Genomic DNA, 16874 nt, shown 5'->3' with positions numbered 1-16874 from the left:
GTTCATAAGGGAATATACTAGATTGAACAAAAAGGGGTGAAGACAAGGTGAAAATAAAAACAATTTTGTTGTTAATGATTTGTTCCTTAGCGTTAGTTGCTTGTAACGATCAGAAAGAAGCATCGAAGGTGATAGAAATTCAAGAATTAATTAATTTTGATGAAGTGCAACCCGATACTTTACAACAAATCTCCGATGCGAAAGATATTAAAATTATAGAAAAAACATTTAAAAAAGCTAGAGAATTCGGTGAGGTCGATAACGAAATTGCTCCGCAGTATAAGATCAAACTAAACGATGATGAATACTATCTATGGATTGATAATACAATCACTGGGACAATAGCAAACGTAAACAGTAGAAATATGTTCTACAATATCCTAGCCACCGATGAATTTAAAGAGGCCATTAATTATCGAGAGCAAAATAAATGATTTTAAATAATAGTAGCAACGATCTGTAAGAAACATAGATTGTTGCTATTTTTTAGGGTATGTTTTATATTATCTAGCTTCCTGTTGCTGGGAATGTTCTCTCACTTTTTCAACGGATATAGAGCCCCTCCGTATTAGCAACCTTTTCTAATAACTCAAGATTATGTTGGCTGTAAATTAAAAAGGCTAAGCCATTCCCACTAAATACAATATTCTCCTCAGGTAAAATAAAATGTAAATGGAGATGGTCCGAAACAGCTAATTTTATTAGTGAAATTAACATTGTGTATTCATCAATGTTTAATAAAATGCCTTCTGTAAGATCTTTAGGTATAATTTTACCCCACTCATTCTCGTAGACTTTATAATACAATTGATCCTTATATAAAGGATCTGGTAAATAATAAAATGCATAAAATTCAGATGATTTTAACCACATCAATTCAAAAAATCTCTCAAATTTTTCTAGGCTTTTCTGGTACGAATGATAATCCTGCGTTTTTTGTTGGAAATCGACCATCTCTAATTTATCGAAGAATACTTCAACTTGACTATATTTTTCATTACTTTTTATCTGATAAGGGTAAATATCAAGTATTTTAGCACTTTCATAATCATACAATTGCTCTAGTAATTCTTCTAATTTTTTACTGTCTTTATTAGTTGCTTCCTTGCAAATACAATCGATTATATTTTTTAATGACATACCTTTTGACTCCTTTAATTCCTTCTTCAGCACAGCAATGCAACGATCATAGTATACCATCTTTCTATTGTTGCACCATGCCAGCGTTTTACAAGCTATGCAGCTTTTCCTACTTTCTGATACCAGCCCTCCCCATCTGTCACTAATAAAATTTGTCCAACTTTATGGTAGTGCTTTCTTACATAGTTTAAATAGATGGAATATTTAGATTTTTATTGATGGAATGGAAATGATTAATTATACTTAAATGATTAACGTTCGATTAGAAACAAATAATACTAGAGTATTGGGGAGAGAAGAATGGAAGAATTAAAAGTAGAAAAAGCAATTCAAGATATTTATCCAGATGATATCGCTTGGTGTTATGGGTGTGGCCGTTTGAATGATGATGGTCATCATCTTCGCACGGGGTGGCATGGTGATAAGACGATTACAATCTATACACCTGAATCAAAATATATGGGTATTCCAGGATTTATCTATGGTGGTTTAATTGCTTCATTAATTGATTGCCATGGAACAGGGTCGGCAGCGCTTGCCTTGCATCGTAAAAATGGACATGAAATTGGTGATGGAGCGGAGCCACCTCGATTTGTAACGGCTAACCTTAATGTAGATTTCCTAAAGCCAACACCCCAACATGTTCCATTAAAGGCAATTGGCACTGTTGAAGAAATTCATCCGAAGAAATGGAAAGTAGAAACTGAAGTTTACGCGCAGGATACGCTTTGTGCTCGTGGAACAGTAGTTCTTGTAGTCATGCCTAGTACTTTTCTAAATAAAAATGATTAGCATTTTTTATCCTCACTAAAATAAGAAGAGCACATCTTATTTATAGATGTGCTCTTCTATTGCGTTTTTAATGGATTCATAATCAAGGAACTGTATTACTAATAACTGTCACAAAGCCATTTCTCTTAGCAGTTTCCATTAACGAATAAATAGAGTCACTGGCAGTTTTGTTAAACTCATACCATTGGTCAACAGCTGCGTCATAAATCAACACGTCTGGCTGTCCAGTCAAAGGTTTATCTGAAGATTGCACCAACGAATAGAGATCATAACGTGCTATGCTACTACCTTCCTTGTTCAGGAAATCATATTGGCCCATTTTATAATAGCCCCCAATTACGGTGCTATGGACAGACCATGTGTAGTCGTTAGGCTGTTTTATCTTCTTGCCCATATTTTTAGTAAATATACGGTGCATTTCTTGCATATAGGCATTGCCATTGATTTGCTCGACTACTCCCCCCATTGTCATGTGGTATTCATGAAGTAATGCTTTCACTTCCACACCCTTAATCATCAATGGCTCTGTATCGATAGAGATCGTTAAATGATCATAATGAACTTTACAGCCAAAGATTTCTGCTAGAAAACGTAATGGTACAATGGTGCGTCCATTCTTTAAGTATGGCTTTGCATCCAATAATACCGTTTTTCCATTTGCTGTGGCTTTACTACTGTTTAACTTTAAACTGACTTTCATCTCACTTTGGGTCAGTATCACTTGCCCATCCGACCAATGCACCTTAGCCCCTAAATTTTCACTAATCACGCGTAAAGGTACCATTGTTCGATTGTTTTTTATTTCGGGCTTCACATCCGTTTGTACTGTCATACCGTCCACTTTTAGTTGACTACTAGCTGCTGCAGCAGTTGTGATAGATGTAAGAATGACAATCAACATAAGGAAAATACCTGAACATATTTTTTTCATGATTATTAGCTCCTTTACATCGCTATCATTACTTCATTCCATATGTACCCTATTATTTCCTTCTGCTATGAGCTACGATAACAAAAAAATCCTGCATTTTCGCAGGATTTTTAAGTAAACTTTATGAGGTTTATATATAGGTACGCTATTTCGTACCACTTGCACCAAATCCAGATTCTCCACGGACCGTTTGAGATAATTCATCTGCTTCCACTAATTGAATAGAAGGAACAAATTGTATAACCATTTGAGCAATGCGCATTGATTTTTCTACGATAAACGGTTCTTGACCATGGTTGATTAAAATAACACCGATTTCGCCTCTATAGCCTTCATCTATAGTGCCTGGGCTATTCAGTACGGTTACACTATGCTTTAATGCTAGTCCACTTCTTGGTCGAATTTGGGCTTCCGTTCCCTTAGGTAATTCAATCTGAATACCTGTCTTAATGAGTTTGGCTACGCCTGCTGGGATTTCTACTGCTTCTATGGAATAGAGGTCCATGCCTGCATCACCAGGGTTGGCTTGTATCGGTAGCATGGCATCAGCGTGAACTTTTTTAATTTTTACTTCTAGATTCATTGTTCTTCATCCTTAACGATTAAAATTGAATGTGTCATCTGTGATTGGCGCAACTTTTGCCTTGGCATAGGTAGCACCCTTTTGTGAAAAGAAATCATATGTGGAGCCTTCATTACGAATACCATTCATCACAATTGGATTGACTTCCTCTTCTGGGAACATGGCTTCAAAGCCGACATTCATTAAAGCTTTATTAGCATTATAACGTACATATGCTCGAACTTCAGGTGATAATCCTGTTTCCGCATAAATATCATCTGTATACTTCATTTCATTTTGATATAAATCTAATAATAGCTCATAGCCCCATAAATGTAGCTCTTCTTGCTTTTCCTTTGAAAATTGCTTGAATAAATTTTGAGCAAAAAATCCAACTGCTACCCCATGGATAGATTCATCGCGCAAGATGAGTGAAATAATCTCGGCACTGTTTCGTAGGAAGCCTTGTCCTCCTAAGTATAGTGGATAGAAAAAGCCAGAATAAAACAGGAAAGATTCAAGCATAACGGATGAAAACATCGCTTTCCATAAGCTCTCTGGATTGCCTTCTTCAATACTATTATAAATGTCTGCTATTTTATTGGCTTTATACTGTAGAAATTCATTTTTCTTAACCCATTCAAATAGCTCGTCGATTTCTTCGTTTGTACAAAGCGTTGTGAAAATATAAGAATAGGACTTGGCATGTATCGCCTCGAATGCATCAAAAACGGTTAGGACAGCCTTTTCCTGTAAATCGTCTGTATAAGCAGCAACACGATTCATCCCGATATTTGTTTGTACAGTATCCAGTAAGGTTAATCCTGCAAATACTTTTTTATATGTGTCCTGATGCTCAAAGCTTTTCCATTGTTTAATATCTTTACTGACCGCAATTTCTTCTGGAAACCAAATTTGCTTCCATTGCTGGTCCCAAAATATATTGGCAAGCTCACTTGTTGCCTTATTCCAATTGACTGCCTCATAAATTATATTTGACATGCTACACACTCCTCTAAGCTTTGTAATCGTTGACGAACATAGTAAACAGACTTAATGCCCTTTATCCACGCATAAATGTATACTTTAGCCAATTGTTCGGTTGTCCAATTGTCCGTTACATAAAGCGTCATGGAAATACCTTGGTCAACGTGCTTTTGAGAAGCTGCATATAAATCAATTAAATCATAAGGATTCACATCATACGCCTCCACATATAAATGACTATTGTCATTTGTTAAATGAGGCATTGGATAAATGGTTCTACTATCGGCGTAATCACGAACCTCTACGCGCTCTGTACATGGTGCGATTGAAGCCGTACAGCTACGAATATATGAAATACTACCAGTTGGGGCAATAGCCAAACGATAGGAATGGAATAGACCGTACTGCATTACATCCTGCTTTAACGTTTCCCACATCTTGTTTGTGATGATTGGAATATTGCCAAGCGCCTTCAACACAGCAGGCGATAGTTCTTCTTCAGTTTTATTGATATATTGGTCAAAATAGCTACCTGATGCATAATCACTGTCCTCAAATCGGTAGAAGGTTGCAGCTTTTTCTTTCGCCATTTCCATCGAAGATTTCAGAGAATAATAGTTCATCGCTTCCATAAAGTGATCCATGAAATCAATGGAATCTTTTGAGCCGTACAGGATGCCTTCTGTCACGAGATGCCCATGGAGGTTCATACAGCCAAGCCCTACAGAATGCATTAATTGATTGGCTTTTGCAACAGACGGAACATTCTTAATGTGTGTCATTTGCGATACATTTGTTAATAGGTGCATGGCTGTATCGACTAATGCGCCGAAATCATTGACTTTACTTGCTGCATGGATATCGATGGAACCTAAGTTACACGATACATCTAATCCATAGTCATTTGGTTGATCCTGGTCCGTAATGATACTTGTCTCTTGTACTTGTAAGATTTCTGTACATAAATTGGACATTTTGACACGTCCAATATTTTTTAAAGGATGTACCTTATTGACATTATCATCAAAGATTTCAAACGGATAGCCTGATTCAAATTGTGCTTTTTTCACCTCTGTGTAAAGCTTGCGTGCATTTAAACGTTTAATTTTACGAATTTTAGGGTTATCAAGTAGCTCGTAGTACATGTCTGAAATAGAAATTTCAGACATACGTTTGCCATATTCTTTAAAAATATCGTATGGGCTAAACAAAACAATATCCTTATCACGTTTCATCAGTTCGAAGAAAATACTAGGTATAATAATCCCTGTTGAAAGGGTAGCGAGGCGAATTTTATCATCAGCATTTGGTTTTTTTGATGAAATGAAATTTTCTATGTCTGCATGGAAAATATTTAGATAGACAACACCTGAGCCATTTCGTTGCCCTAACTGATTAGAATAACTGAAAGAATTTTCTAACAGTTTCGCTACTGGGATGACACCACTTGCACGATTTAATATCTCTTTAATTGGATCACCTAATGGACGTAAATCTGTTAAGTTGACCCCAACTCCACCACCAAGGCGTGATAGCTCTAAACAATAGCCAATATTTTCAGCAATACTATTCATGGAGTCATCCATTGATAATTTAAAGCAGCTTACTAATTCACCACGTGCTTTCTTGCCACTATTCAATGCAGTTGGTGTGGCAGGTTGATAGGCTTCCATCATCGCTTCGACAGAACGTTCTGCTAAAGCTGTGTTGCCTTGAGCTAAATACAAAGCAATAATAACAATACGATCCTCATATTTTTCTAAAATCTCTTCGCCGTCACGACTTTTCATAGCATAGCTATCATAAAACTTGCTGGCGCTCATAAAGGATGGGAAACGGAAATTATAATCATAGGCTTTTTTATACAACTTCTTAATAAATTCCATTTCGTACATGTCGATAAATGCTTTCTCATAGTAGCCCTCATCAACTAAATAGCGGATTTTTTCCTCAATATCTATAAAATAACGCAAACGTACGTTGACATACTCTAAAAAGTAGCGGCGCGTAGCTTCACGATCTTTTTCTAACTCAAGTAATCCAGTTGTACTATAACGATTCAGTACGTCATTATTAAGCTTTAAATAGGTTTTCATCTCATTACCCTCGTTTCATAAAACGTTTGTATTGCTTCATAATCTGTTTGATTGCCTCGTAAATCTAATTTCCTTACTAAGGGTACATGATAGGTAGTAGCAATTTTCTCACCAGCAGCGCCAAATACATGATGGCCAAAGTTACTATTGCCACTGGCAACTACTCCTTTACAAAAATCTCTGTTTTTTTCTAAAAAGCGTTGCACCTTCGCTGGAATGTCACCTAAACCATCTGTGTAGGTAATTAAAAGATACGGCTTATTCAGTCGCAATTCTTCAGAGAGCTCGATAGCTTCTGCCTTTAATTTGGATACAACATTTCGGACATTGCCTGTACGACTTGCATAAACGATCATAGGGTAATCAACTCAATTTGAGAAACAATTTCCTGAACATCTCCTATAAAGGTTTCATTCATTTCTAAAACAGGCACACTTAAAAAACCTGCATCTATAATGGTTTGCTTAGCTTGTTCATCGTGATCAATGTTAACAATTTCTGCTTCAAGTCCTGCACGTTGTAATTCAGATTTTACCCACAGGCATTTTGGACAAATTGTTTTCGTATAAAGTTTCATAGAAATCCCTCTTTTCATAAAATAAAAAGGCTATCTCTTTAAGAGAGATAGCTAAAATGGAAACGTTAACATACTAAAAATACCGACGTTCCCATCTCTTAATCCCCGAAGAAATGATTAATTTGTTTTATAAAGGCAGGTCTCCTGGCTTTGCTTCATTCTCTGATTTCCTTCCCATGCGCATGCACAGTGGATGCTATCATCGTCAGCTTAACAGTTGCGGGGACAGCGTCGGAATTGTACCGAACTTCCCTTTTAAACTACATATAGTAGTACCTTAGTAAAACGAACACAATATATTGTTGTTGTTCAATAGTTTTAAGTTTACCATCCTTCAAATGAAAAGTAAATCTAGATTCTAAACTTCTTTATTTTTGGATTATTCAGTATTTTTAATTATGTAGTTCCAAATAGATTACCACTAATCACTTATACCCAAATCAAAAATCTATTTTTAACGATGTACGTGATTTTCTATTAAAATGGATCTAGAATTCTAATTTGAGTTTAAAGAAATCTTCTATTTTATGTACCATTGAAAAATAGTTGTCTCTATCGTAAGTCCTGAAATAATGATCATCTCTTACCCATTTCAAATGATGCTCATTACATTAATAAAGAGCATGCTTTTATCATAACATGCTCTTACCATTCTATCATTGGGATTATAGTCTAACCTTAACCTCAGTCCCGTCCTGAGCTTTGACATCGACTAGCACAAGTCCTTTATAATTTTGTAGTTCCTTGATAATCGGCTTTAACATTTCTTTGTCGATGAGGGGAAAGGTAAAGTCTATTTTCTTTTTATCGAAGTATGCCTTTGTCCACTTATTGGCTTGTTGCTGAATCCATTTAGAAGTTAAAATGGAGAGGACAATGGTTAGCACAGTATAGGGAACAGGGACGGTAAAGCGAACGTCTTTTGCTTTCACTTTTACATGCATCATTCGTCGCCTCTACTCAATGAAGACTGCAACGGAATCTCCGTTTGCTGATTTTATATCTACAATTTGTCCATCTAGTTCATTTTCAATTGCTTCAAGAAGAAGATTGATGTCGATATCTTTTACGTATTTTTCAGATTGCGGAATACTTGCAGCGATGCTGTGTCCTGCCATCAATACGGCTTTGACAAGTTTAATTGGTAAATTTACCGTGACATTATCATTTTCGGTGGATACAACACGGACCTTTAACGTTTTATCTAAATACTTTGTTTTTTCCACAAATTTATTCTCTGATTCTTCTTTCTGTTGTAGCACTTGAATCAGCTCTGATCCTTTATCCGCATCAATTTTGCCCTCTTGAATCATCGTTAACACTTTTGTAATTTCCTCTTTCATGGTCGTTCCTCCCTATTCGTCTTTTAAGAGCTTTATGGCTTCATCTGTTGTGATTTCGCCATTTTCAAGCATGCTTACAATTTTTTTCTCATCTACTTCATTTTTCTTCTTTTGAGCATAGCCAAGGGATGAAATAATATCATTTAGCTTGCCTCGAACTGTTGGATACGAAACCCCCAGTTCCTTTTCAACCTCTTTAATATTTCCTCGGCAGGTTAAAAATACTTCCACAAAATGAAGCTGATCCTGTGATAAGGATGCTAGCTTCGACAATTCAAACTCATTTTCAATGGTCGTGTGACAATGAGAACACTGTAACTTCGTAATTTTTAATGTTTTACTGCAGACAGGACAATTTGTGATTACTTGATAAGCCATAGTGAACTCCTTCCTTTAAGTTAAGCTGATTATATAATAAAGAAATTAAAGATGTAAATAATAAAATTAATAATTTTAATTAAAAAATAAATAAAATTAATATCTTGATTAATTTTATTTATTTTTGTTTCTATATTGCTTTAAAAATTAAGAAAACGCCATTTTTAATTTCTCAAAATGGCGTTTCTGTTTAATTGGGTCTATCCTTCTTTTTTCTTTCCCGCGGGTGTGATGGCAAAATTGCATTGTATAACGCTTGTGAAGCGGGGTGCTGATATGTCCCATCCTTGCCTATCTCCTCCACTAGCTGACCATGCTGCATCACAAGGATGCGATCTGACATAAAACGTGTGGCCTGTAAATCATGTGAAATGAATAGATAAGCAAGCTGTAGCTCTTTTTGAAGTCTTTGCAGTAGCTCTATAATCGTCTTTTGCAAAATCATATCAAGACTACTAATGGCCTCATCTAAAACAATCAGTTTCGGCTTTAATGCAAGAGCTCTAGCAATGTTGACTCGTTGCTGCTGTCCCCCACTTAGCTGTGAGGAATAGTTTTGAGCCATTGCCCACTCTAACTCTACACAGTCTAGTAATTCCCTTACTTTCTGTTGTCGCTCTGCTTTGCTAAAATGCTCGAAATTCAAAAACGGTTCTTCGAGTATTTCGAAAATCGTCTGTTTTGGATTAAATGAATGATAACTATTTTGAAAAACAGCCTGTAAATTTCTTCGTATCATTTTTTTCTCTTTGCTGGGTGCTTCGTATAAATTGACACCTTGAAAGATCAGCTCTCCGTTTGTTGGTCGTTCAATCCCTAAAATAATGCGCCCTAATGTGCTTTTTCCAGAACCACTTTGACCGACGATGCCAAGACATTCTCCTTCCTGAAGTGAAAATGTCACATTCTCTAATACAGGGGCTTCCTGTCCTCGTTTGAATAGAAATGGTCTTTGCGCATAGTATTTCTCAATATTTTTTACTTCTAGTAGCGTCATTTTATCACCTCATAGCATTCTCGCTTGTAAAAGTTTCTTGGTATAGGGATGCTGAGGCGCATCAAAAAAATCAAAAACATTTGCTTGCTCAACGATTTCTCCTTGATACATCACAGCCACATCGTCCGCAAGCTCAGCAATGACACCTAAATCATGCGTGACAAGGAGTATGGTAGCATCTGTTTCTGAGCGAATTTGATTAAATAGTGTTAATACTTGTTTCTGATTGATGGTATCCAGAGCAGTCGTAGGCTCGTCTGCGATGTAGAGGGAGGCCTGTATCGCCATTGACAGAGCAATCATCACTCGCTGTAGCATGCCTCCACTTAACTGGAAAGGATAGTAGGACAAGAGCTGCTCTGGCTGAGGTAAATGAACTTTTTTCAAAGCATCAAGGGCGATCTGTCTCATTTCTTTTTTTGTAAGCTTAAAGTGTGCTTTTAATGTTTCTCGAAAATGACTTTCAATCGTTTGAATATGATCAAATGCAGCGGATGGGTTTTGCAAAATCATCGAAAGATGTCTGCCACGATAAGCTCTCCATTTAGTAGCTGAAACGTTTAATAAATTTTCTTGCAGATAGAGTACGTCCCCTTGGCTGACATGGGCAAAGGACGGTAATGTTTGCATGATGGCATGGCAAAGCATGGACTTGCCACTGCCACTTTCCCCGATAATTCCTAGGACTCGCCCTTTATAAGCTGTCAGGTTGATAGAGGTTAATATATTTTTCTCCCCTATTTTGACTGTGAGGTCTATCACTTCTAAAACTTTCTCCATAACTTCCCCTTTCCTAGTCAAGCCTTTTTAAACGATTTGCTAATTGATTAAACAATAACACAACAAGGATGATGGCAAGTCCTGGATAAAGCATTAATTCAGGATGCTGTCTCATGTATTGCTTTCCTTCATTGATCATCATGCCCCATTCTGGGATCGGTGCCTGCACCCCAAGTCCGATAAACGAAAAGCCTGCAATTTCTAAAATCACCTTCCCGATATCTAATGCGACAATCGTGACAATAGATGGCAATAGATTGGGTATATAATGGCGTCTAATTAATTGGATACCTGTAGTGCCCGTTATCCTAGCAGCTTGAACAAAGTCTTTCTCATTGATGCCAATAAACAAACCTCGGATCATTCTTGCATAATAAATAAGCTGTGTGAAAATGAGCGCTATTAAAACATTTTTTAAGCTAGGACCTAATATACCTAACAGTCCAAATGCAAGTACGAGTGTCGGAAAGGCTAATAAAATATCACATAATCGAATAAAAAGAAAATCAATTAATCCTCTTTTCAACGCTACAAAAGCACCCAGTAGGATAGCTAAAACAATAGCGACTAGCTGAATGATGAGCGCTGAACCTAAAGAATAACGAATACCTAAAAGAAGGCGTGACAAGATACACCTTCCTAAATGATCTGTACCTAATGGATAGTCCCAAGACGGGACTGAAAATTTCTTAGCAATATCGACAGCAAAAGGGTCGTGTGGCATTAAAATTGGCGCCAACAGTCCTAATAAGCCAGTAATGACAAGGAGGAATAGACTGATTAATCCTGTTAAGTTGCCACTTTTTGTTCGTACAAATTTCATTTTTAATCTCTCCTACCCTTCATCATTAGATGAGGGTCCAATAAACGATGCAATATATCTGTACATAAATTGGCAAGCACATAGATAACCGCAATAATTAACACATAGCATTGTACAACTGGATAATCCCTGTTCATAATGGATTCTATTAAGTACCTGCCGAGTCCGGGCCAGCTAAAAACCTGCTCCACAATCACGGCTCCACCTAAAAGATTGCCAAGGGTCATGCCTAGCAAGGAAGTCAAGGGAATAGCAGCATTTCGCAAAACATGACGGATAAGAATCACGGAGCTTTTTAATCCTCTTAGCCGTGCATATTGAACATATTGCTGCTGTAATTCTTCTAGGATGGTTGAACGGATAAGCTGAACGAATAATCCAATTGTTGGTAACGCCAGTGCGAAGGCGGGTAAAACTAAATGAGCAGGTGTGCCCTTCCCGTTTGTCGGAAAGAGTCCTAATTTTAAGCTAAATAAATAGAGTAATAGGAAACCTAACCAAAAGGCTGGAATCGACACACTCAATATGCTAAAGAATCGTATGATTTTATCGATGATGGTGTGCTTATACAATGCGCTTATTACTCCGAATGGAATACTTAGCCCTAAAATGAGGATAAACGCAGCAATAGCTAATTCAATGGTTGCGGGTAATTTCACGAATAGTTCATGTGCCACAGGTAATTTACTAACAAAAGATGTTCCAAAATCTAGCTGGATTATGCCCTTTCCCCATAGCAAATATTGAAGAAAAAACGACTTGTCCGTTCCCAGTTCCTCACGTAATGCCTGAATGGCTTCCTCTGTTGGCGCAACCCTTGCCAAACGTAGTATGACTTCAGCAGGCTCTACAGGAACAAAACGAATAAATACAAAGGTTAGGATGGAAACGCCTAATAAGACAAAGGGCAATGTTAAAATTCTTTTTAAACAAAAGATCCATGTTGATTCATACATGCTGTCACTTCCTACTCAATCCTATGATAAAGAGAGAGCTGTCTCTGCTAGACACACTCTCTCCTCCACTTTTATTTTTCTTTAGCCATTTGTGCATAAGGTATATCATATTCAGATGCACGTGGTGCAAAATCCTTTAGAGATGGTTGATAAATCACATTATTTGTTTCGTAAGAAATAGGGTAAAAGAGTGCCTGGTCATGAAACATCGTTAAAATATTCGTGTAAAGCTGCACGCGTTCCTGTTCATCTGTTCCTACTAATAATTGGTGAATTTTCGTATCGATTTCTTTGGCGTTTGCTAGGCCTAATTTCGCCTCGTACACACCACTAGCATTTGGTGTAGCTGATTCATTTGCAAAGCTATGTGGATCTGTAGGTGGTCCATTGGTACGCCAGAAATTAATATCCACCTGGTCATCCATCAATTTTTGAAGACCGACCATTACATCTGCCCCTTCTAAATTCAACTGAACGCCAATTTTTGCGAGTTCACCTTGCATTAATTCTGCCATTGGTTTTTGAATTGCATCAGATGCAATGTAAATCAAATCTAAAGACAACAGCTGTCCGTTTTTTGAACGAATTTTTTCACCCTTAGGTAATAACCACCCTGCCTCATCTAGCAATTGTTGGGCTTTTTCTGGATTGTATACAATAGGTGCTAAATCTATATTGGCATAAGGAATCGCATCCCAGAACAATGTGTTCGCTACTTTTTCCGTACCATGTGTAATACTGTCGACCATTTGTTCCTTATTAATAGCATATTGAATGGCTTGACGTACCTTTAGCTCAGATAATGGACCAGATTGTGTATTGAATAGCAGTGCTTTCGTAGATAAAGGCTCAGAGGTAGCAGTTTTGTATTTGCCACTGTCTTTTAAATACGTATAGTTATCTAAACTAATAATGCCACGCCCATAAATTAAATCTAATTCTTCGTTTTCAAATGCTAATGAAATAGATTCTGAGTCAGGAATAATTTTTACTTTTATTTGTTCAACTAGTGGTTTTTCTCCCCAATAGTTTTCATTGCGACTAAATAATGCATATTCGTCCTTTTTGTATTCAGTTAATACCCAAGGGCCTGTTCCAATCGGTGCTTTGATAGAATCTTGCGTCATATCATCCTTTGGGAATCCGTTATCCCCTAAAAAACGGAAAGGTCTGACGAAGGCAAGTTCGTTTAAGACTGGATAATAAGGCTCATCCAATTGCAGACGAATTGTAAAATCATCTACTTTTACAACCTCTTTCATGTGGTTAACCATGCCCATCCAAGAATGCATGTCTCGATTCGCTAAAACGGCGTCAAAGTTACGAATGACATTATCTGCATTAAATGCAGTGCCGTCTGAATATTTCACGTCTTTTCTTAGATGGAAAGTATACGAAGTTTTATCCTCAGAGATGTCCCAGCTTTCGGCGAGCTTAGGCGTAACAGTACCATCATCATTGTATTCCACCAAGGATTCATAAACCATTGCTTGGGCAGTCATTTGATTCGGTAAATATGTATGAGGATTCAATGGACCGACATCTAATGGCCAGCCAATCGTTATTATTTTTTCATCTGTTTGGTTTGCTGAGGTCTTTTCCTTTTCTTCATCCGTGCCTGTACAGCCAGCAAGTAAACTGAACGTCAGGACAAGCAGGAAAGGAAGTAAATACTTTGTCAATCTCATTTTCTGTCTCCTATCTCTATTCGTAGTACAAATACATCTACTTGTTGAAGAAGAGAAGGCATAAAAAAACCTTATTCTAAAAAAGAATAAGGACAGAAAAACCCACGATGAGCAAGTCTCCATCCATCTCCCTATCTTTCGTAGATCATCAATGAATCTTCTTACAAGCAGGCATTCTGGCTCATGAATCATCATTTTGTTTCACCTTCCCAAGTACTCACTCAGTGGTATTTGAAACAAAACTCCTCATTTACAGCTGCGGGACAGCATGGGATTTTCACCCATTTTCCTTTTAATTGAATGAAAGACGATTTCACTCAAACTTGTAATGATTGCTATGAAATTAGTAATAAACATAACATGCTCGCATGTTCACGTCAATTTTACTTTCTGAAGATAATATATATATATCGACGTAAGATAAAAAGACTAGGGATTTACCCTAGTCTTCGTTATTGGAGAGTAGATGTAGTAGATTAAAAATCATTTCGTTAGCTTGATGTAGATTGTTGTACAGCTTGACGCAACGTTTTAGTAGCAGCAACCATATTCGCTAAAGCTGCAACGGTTTCATCTTCTTTTCTCGTTTTTAAGCCACAATCTGGATTCACCCAGAATTGATAACGGTCCAGCACCTGTAGACTATCTTTCATAATAGCGAGCATTTCATCCTCGCTTGGTACACGAGGGCTATGAATATCATAGACGCCTAAGCCAATTCCTTTTTTATAGGGCTGTGCTTGTAGTGAGGTAATAAGTTCCCCATGACTTCGTGATGTTTCTATGGAAATCACATCTGCATCTAGTGCGCTAATTGGTTCGATGAAATCATTAAACTCGCAGTAACACATATGTGTATGGATTTGTGTTTCATCTTTGACACTAGATGTCGCAAGCTTAAAGGAATTGACAGCCCACTCTAAGTAAGCCCCCCATTCCTCCTTTCTAAGCGGTAAACCTTCTCTTAACGCTGGCTCGTCCACTTGAATAATTGATATACCTGCGTTTTCTAGTGCTTCCACCTCTTTACGGAGTGCTAATGCAATTTGATAAGCGACATCTTTACGGGACAAATCATCTCGCACAAAGGACCAATTTAATATTGTTACTGGCCCTGTCAGCATGCCTTTTACAAATCGCTTCGTTAGGCTTTGGGCATAGGCGGATTCTTTTACGGTAATTGGTGAAGCCCATGCAACATCTCCATAAATGATCGGAGGCTTCACACAGCGTGATCCATATGAAACAACCCACGCTTTCTCTGTAAAGGCAAAGCCAGTCAGCTTTTCACCGAAATATTCGACCATATCTGTACGCTCAAATTCACCATGAACAAGTACATCGATATCTAATTCCTCTTGTATGGAGATCCAGCGCTTTGTTTCGTCTTCTAAAAATGTTTCATAGGCTTCATTCGATAATTGATTCTTTCGCCACGCATTACGATTTCTTTTCACTTCATCTGATTGCGGGAAGCTACCGATTGTAGTTGTTGGAAACAGCGGTAATCCTAAGGCTTGTTGTTGGATCGTTTGTCGCTTCGTAAAATTACTGTGTCGTTCAAAATCTTGCTTTGTCACAGTTTGAACGGCTTGATGAATTAACTTATTTTGGCGGATTGGATGATTTTTTAGAGCCTCAATCGCCTTCATACTTTCTGAAAAATTATGTTGTAAGGAACCATCTTTATCTCGTCTATATTTAGTCAGCCCCGTGATTTCTACGATTTTCTCATCTGCGAAGGCCAGAGACTGCTTTAAAACAGGGTCAAGTTCATTTTCAAGAGAGGTTGTGATTGGAACGTGCTGTAGGTTACTTGATGGTTGAATCCATAGTTCAGCAGCATGACTTAGCTGTTCAATGGCTTGAATTGTCGCATTGACCTCCGCCAGGTTTGAACGCCAAATATCACGGCCATTCACTACCCCTATTCCTAATACTTTATCCTGCGGGAAACCAAATTGACGAAGTGACGCCATATTTCCTTTATAGCCATGAACAAAGTCCAAACCGAATCCTTGAACAGGCAATGTACTTAATGCTTCATAGGCACTTAAAGCTTCGAAATAAGTCTGTAGCATTATTTTAGCCTCAGGAACGGCAGTGGCTAACTGGTCATACATTTCTTTCACCAGCTTTATCTCTGCTGGATCAAGTGTTAAGACGAGGGATGGCTCTTCTAGCTGAATCCAAGTGGCACCTGCATCCACTAATTCTTTTAATACCTGCGTATAGAGTGGTAATAAAGCTAATAAGTACTCAACCTGTGTTAATTTGTTGTAGCCTTTCGTTAACTTATAAAATGTATAGGGACCAATTAGTGTCGGCTTCGCAATGATACCGAAAGTTTCCTTCGCCTCTAAAAAGTCGGCTAACACTTTATTTTCTGTTAGTTGTAAGGCTTGTCCCTCATACTCTGGAACAATGTAGTGATAATTTGTATTAAACCATTTTGTCATTTCACTAGCTACGGCTGTTTTGTCTCCTCTTGCTACACTGAAGTAGGTATGAAAATCGACTTTACCACCTTGCCAGTTAAAGCGCTTTGGAACTAAACCAAACATCAAAGCTGTATCTAACATTCTATCGTAAAACGTAAAGTCGCCAACTGTCACCATATCGATTCCAAGTTGCAGCTGCTTGTTTATTCTTGATAAACGGATTTTCTTTAATTTTTCCTCAAAGTCCTCCTCAGAAAGTTCATTGCGCCAAAATGCTTCTAGTGCTTTTTTCCATTCGCGTTCCTCCCCTATATAGGGATAACCGATCAATGTACTTGTATAGTTCATGTTTTTAAGCTCCTTTTTTAGAAAAAATAAAAAGC

General features: G+C 37.5%; 18 protein-coding genes and 2 riboswitches. Of the genes, 2 read left to right on the top strand and 16 right to left on the bottom strand.

The annotated features are described in order from the left end of the window. Window positions 1-47 precede the first annotated feature (47 nt). Window positions 48-434, top strand: coding sequence for a hypothetical protein (locus NYE73_RS12965; protein WP_257960965.1), 387 nt, complete (start codon window positions 48-50; stop codon window positions 432-434). A gap of 109 nt (window positions 435-543) precedes the next feature. Here the strand turns inward: NYE73_RS12965 and NYE73_RS12960 are convergent, their stop codons facing one another. Beyond that, window positions 544-1140, bottom strand: coding sequence for a hypothetical protein (locus tag NYE73_RS12960; RefSeq protein WP_259950142.1), 597 nt, complete (start codon window positions 1138-1140; stop codon window positions 544-546). A 300-nt stretch (window positions 1141-1440) separates the two neighbouring features. Between NYE73_RS12960 and NYE73_RS12955 the strand changes: the two genes are divergently transcribed. Further along, window positions 1441-1932 carry a PaaI family thioesterase gene (locus NYE73_RS12955; protein WP_048392750.1) on the top strand — a complete coding sequence of 164 codons (492 nt, stop codon included), beginning with the start codon at window positions 1441-1443 and terminating at the stop codon, window positions 1930-1932. 82 nt (window positions 1933-2014) lie between these two features. Here the strand turns inward: NYE73_RS12955 and NYE73_RS12950 are convergent, their stop codons facing one another. From NYE73_RS12950 to metE, 15 genes are all read right to left on the bottom strand, one after another. Beyond that, window positions 2015-2863, bottom strand: coding sequence for a copper amine oxidase N-terminal domain-containing protein (locus NYE73_RS12950; protein WP_259950139.1), 849 nt, complete (start codon window positions 2861-2863; stop codon window positions 2015-2017). A 145-nt stretch (window positions 2864-3008) separates the two neighbouring features. After that, window positions 3009-3446, bottom strand: coding sequence for a dUTP diphosphatase (gene dut / locus NYE73_RS12945; RefSeq protein ID WP_259950138.1), 438 nt, complete (start codon window positions 3444-3446; stop codon window positions 3009-3011). A gap of 12 nt (window positions 3447-3458) precedes the next feature. Next, the gene (gene nrdF, locus NYE73_RS12940; protein ID WP_259950137.1) at window positions 3459-4427 is read right to left on the bottom strand and encodes a class 1b ribonucleoside-diphosphate reductase subunit beta; all 969 of its coding nucleotides are present in this window, start codon (window positions 4425-4427) and stop codon (window positions 3459-3461) included. Then, window positions 4415-6508 carry a class 1b ribonucleoside-diphosphate reductase subunit alpha gene (nrdE, locus tag NYE73_RS12935; protein ID WP_054550167.1) on the bottom strand — a complete coding sequence of 698 codons (2094 nt, stop codon included), beginning with the start codon at window positions 6506-6508 and terminating at the stop codon, window positions 4415-4417. Before nrdE ends, nrdF begins: the two co-directional genes overlap by 13 nt. Next, on the bottom strand, window positions 6505-6864 hold the full coding sequence (nrdI, locus tag NYE73_RS12930) for a class Ib ribonucleoside-diphosphate reductase assembly flavoprotein NrdI (protein ID WP_205443573.1): 360 nt from the start codon (window positions 6862-6864) through the stop codon (window positions 6505-6507). The genes nrdE and nrdI overlap by 4 nt, the downstream gene beginning before the upstream one ends. Then, window positions 6861-7085, bottom strand: coding sequence for a glutaredoxin family protein (locus NYE73_RS12925; RefSeq protein WP_205443572.1), 225 nt, complete (start codon window positions 7083-7085; stop codon window positions 6861-6863). Before NYE73_RS12925 ends, nrdI begins: the two co-directional genes overlap by 4 nt. A gap of 117 nt (window positions 7086-7202) precedes the next feature. After that, a riboswitch (cobalamin riboswitch) is annotated at window positions 7203-7380 on the bottom strand. Between the two features lie 370 nt (window positions 7381-7750). Beyond that, window positions 7751-8032 carry a hypothetical protein gene (locus tag NYE73_RS12920; protein ID WP_048392756.1) on the bottom strand — a complete coding sequence of 94 codons (282 nt, stop codon included), beginning with the start codon at window positions 8030-8032 and terminating at the stop codon, window positions 7751-7753. A gap of 9 nt (window positions 8033-8041) precedes the next feature. Continuing rightward, entirely contained in the window at window positions 8042-8428 is a 387-nt protein-coding gene (locus NYE73_RS12915) for an SHOCT-like domain-containing protein (protein ID WP_016991732.1), read from the bottom strand. A 12-nt stretch (window positions 8429-8440) separates the two neighbouring features. After that, window positions 8441-8806 (bottom strand): DUF2089 domain-containing protein, encoded by a 366-nt coding sequence (locus NYE73_RS12910; RefSeq protein ID WP_004229931.1) that lies wholly within the window; start codon window positions 8804-8806, stop codon window positions 8441-8443. A gap of 190 nt (window positions 8807-8996) precedes the next feature. Then, window positions 8997-9803 (bottom strand): ABC transporter ATP-binding protein, encoded by an 807-nt coding sequence (locus NYE73_RS12905; RefSeq protein WP_131520206.1) that lies wholly within the window; start codon window positions 9801-9803, stop codon window positions 8997-8999. A 9-nt stretch (window positions 9804-9812) separates the two neighbouring features. Continuing rightward, complete coding sequence (locus tag NYE73_RS12900) at window positions 9813-10583, bottom strand: ABC transporter ATP-binding protein (protein WP_259950770.1); 771 nt, start codon at window positions 10581-10583, stop codon at window positions 9813-9815. Window positions 10584-10596: 13 nt separating this feature from the next. Then, window positions 10597-11406 carry an ABC transporter permease subunit gene (locus tag NYE73_RS12895; protein ID WP_227744871.1) on the bottom strand — a complete coding sequence of 270 codons (810 nt, stop codon included), beginning with the start codon at window positions 11404-11406 and terminating at the stop codon, window positions 10597-10599. Between the two features lie 2 nt (window positions 11407-11408). Further along, a complete protein-coding gene (gene nikB / locus NYE73_RS12890; RefSeq protein ID WP_115673607.1) occupies window positions 11409-12362 on the bottom strand; it encodes a nickel ABC transporter permease in 954 nt (317 codons plus the stop codon). 71 nt (window positions 12363-12433) lie between these two features. Further along, a complete protein-coding gene (gene nikA / locus NYE73_RS12885; RefSeq protein ID WP_066036744.1) occupies window positions 12434-14050 on the bottom strand; it encodes a nickel ABC transporter substrate-binding protein in 1617 nt (538 codons plus the stop codon). 149 nt (window positions 14051-14199) lie between these two features. Then, a riboswitch (cobalamin riboswitch) is annotated at window positions 14200-14392 on the bottom strand. A gap of 149 nt (window positions 14393-14541) precedes the next feature. Continuing rightward, window positions 14542-16839, bottom strand: coding sequence for a 5-methyltetrahydropteroyltriglutamate--homocysteine S-methyltransferase (gene metE, locus NYE73_RS12880; protein ID WP_066036745.1), 2298 nt, complete (start codon window positions 16837-16839; stop codon window positions 14542-14544). Between the last annotated feature and the right edge of the window lie 35 nt (window positions 16840-16874).

Origin of the sequence: Lysinibacillus sp. FSL K6-0102 (genome assembly GCF_038003545.1) — a bacterium.
Taxonomy (GTDB): Bacteria; Bacillota; Bacilli; order Bacillales_A; family Planococcaceae; genus Lysinibacillus; species Lysinibacillus capsici.
Note: the sequence above shows the minus strand (reverse complement) of the source record. Positions and strands in the feature narration are given on the sequence as shown.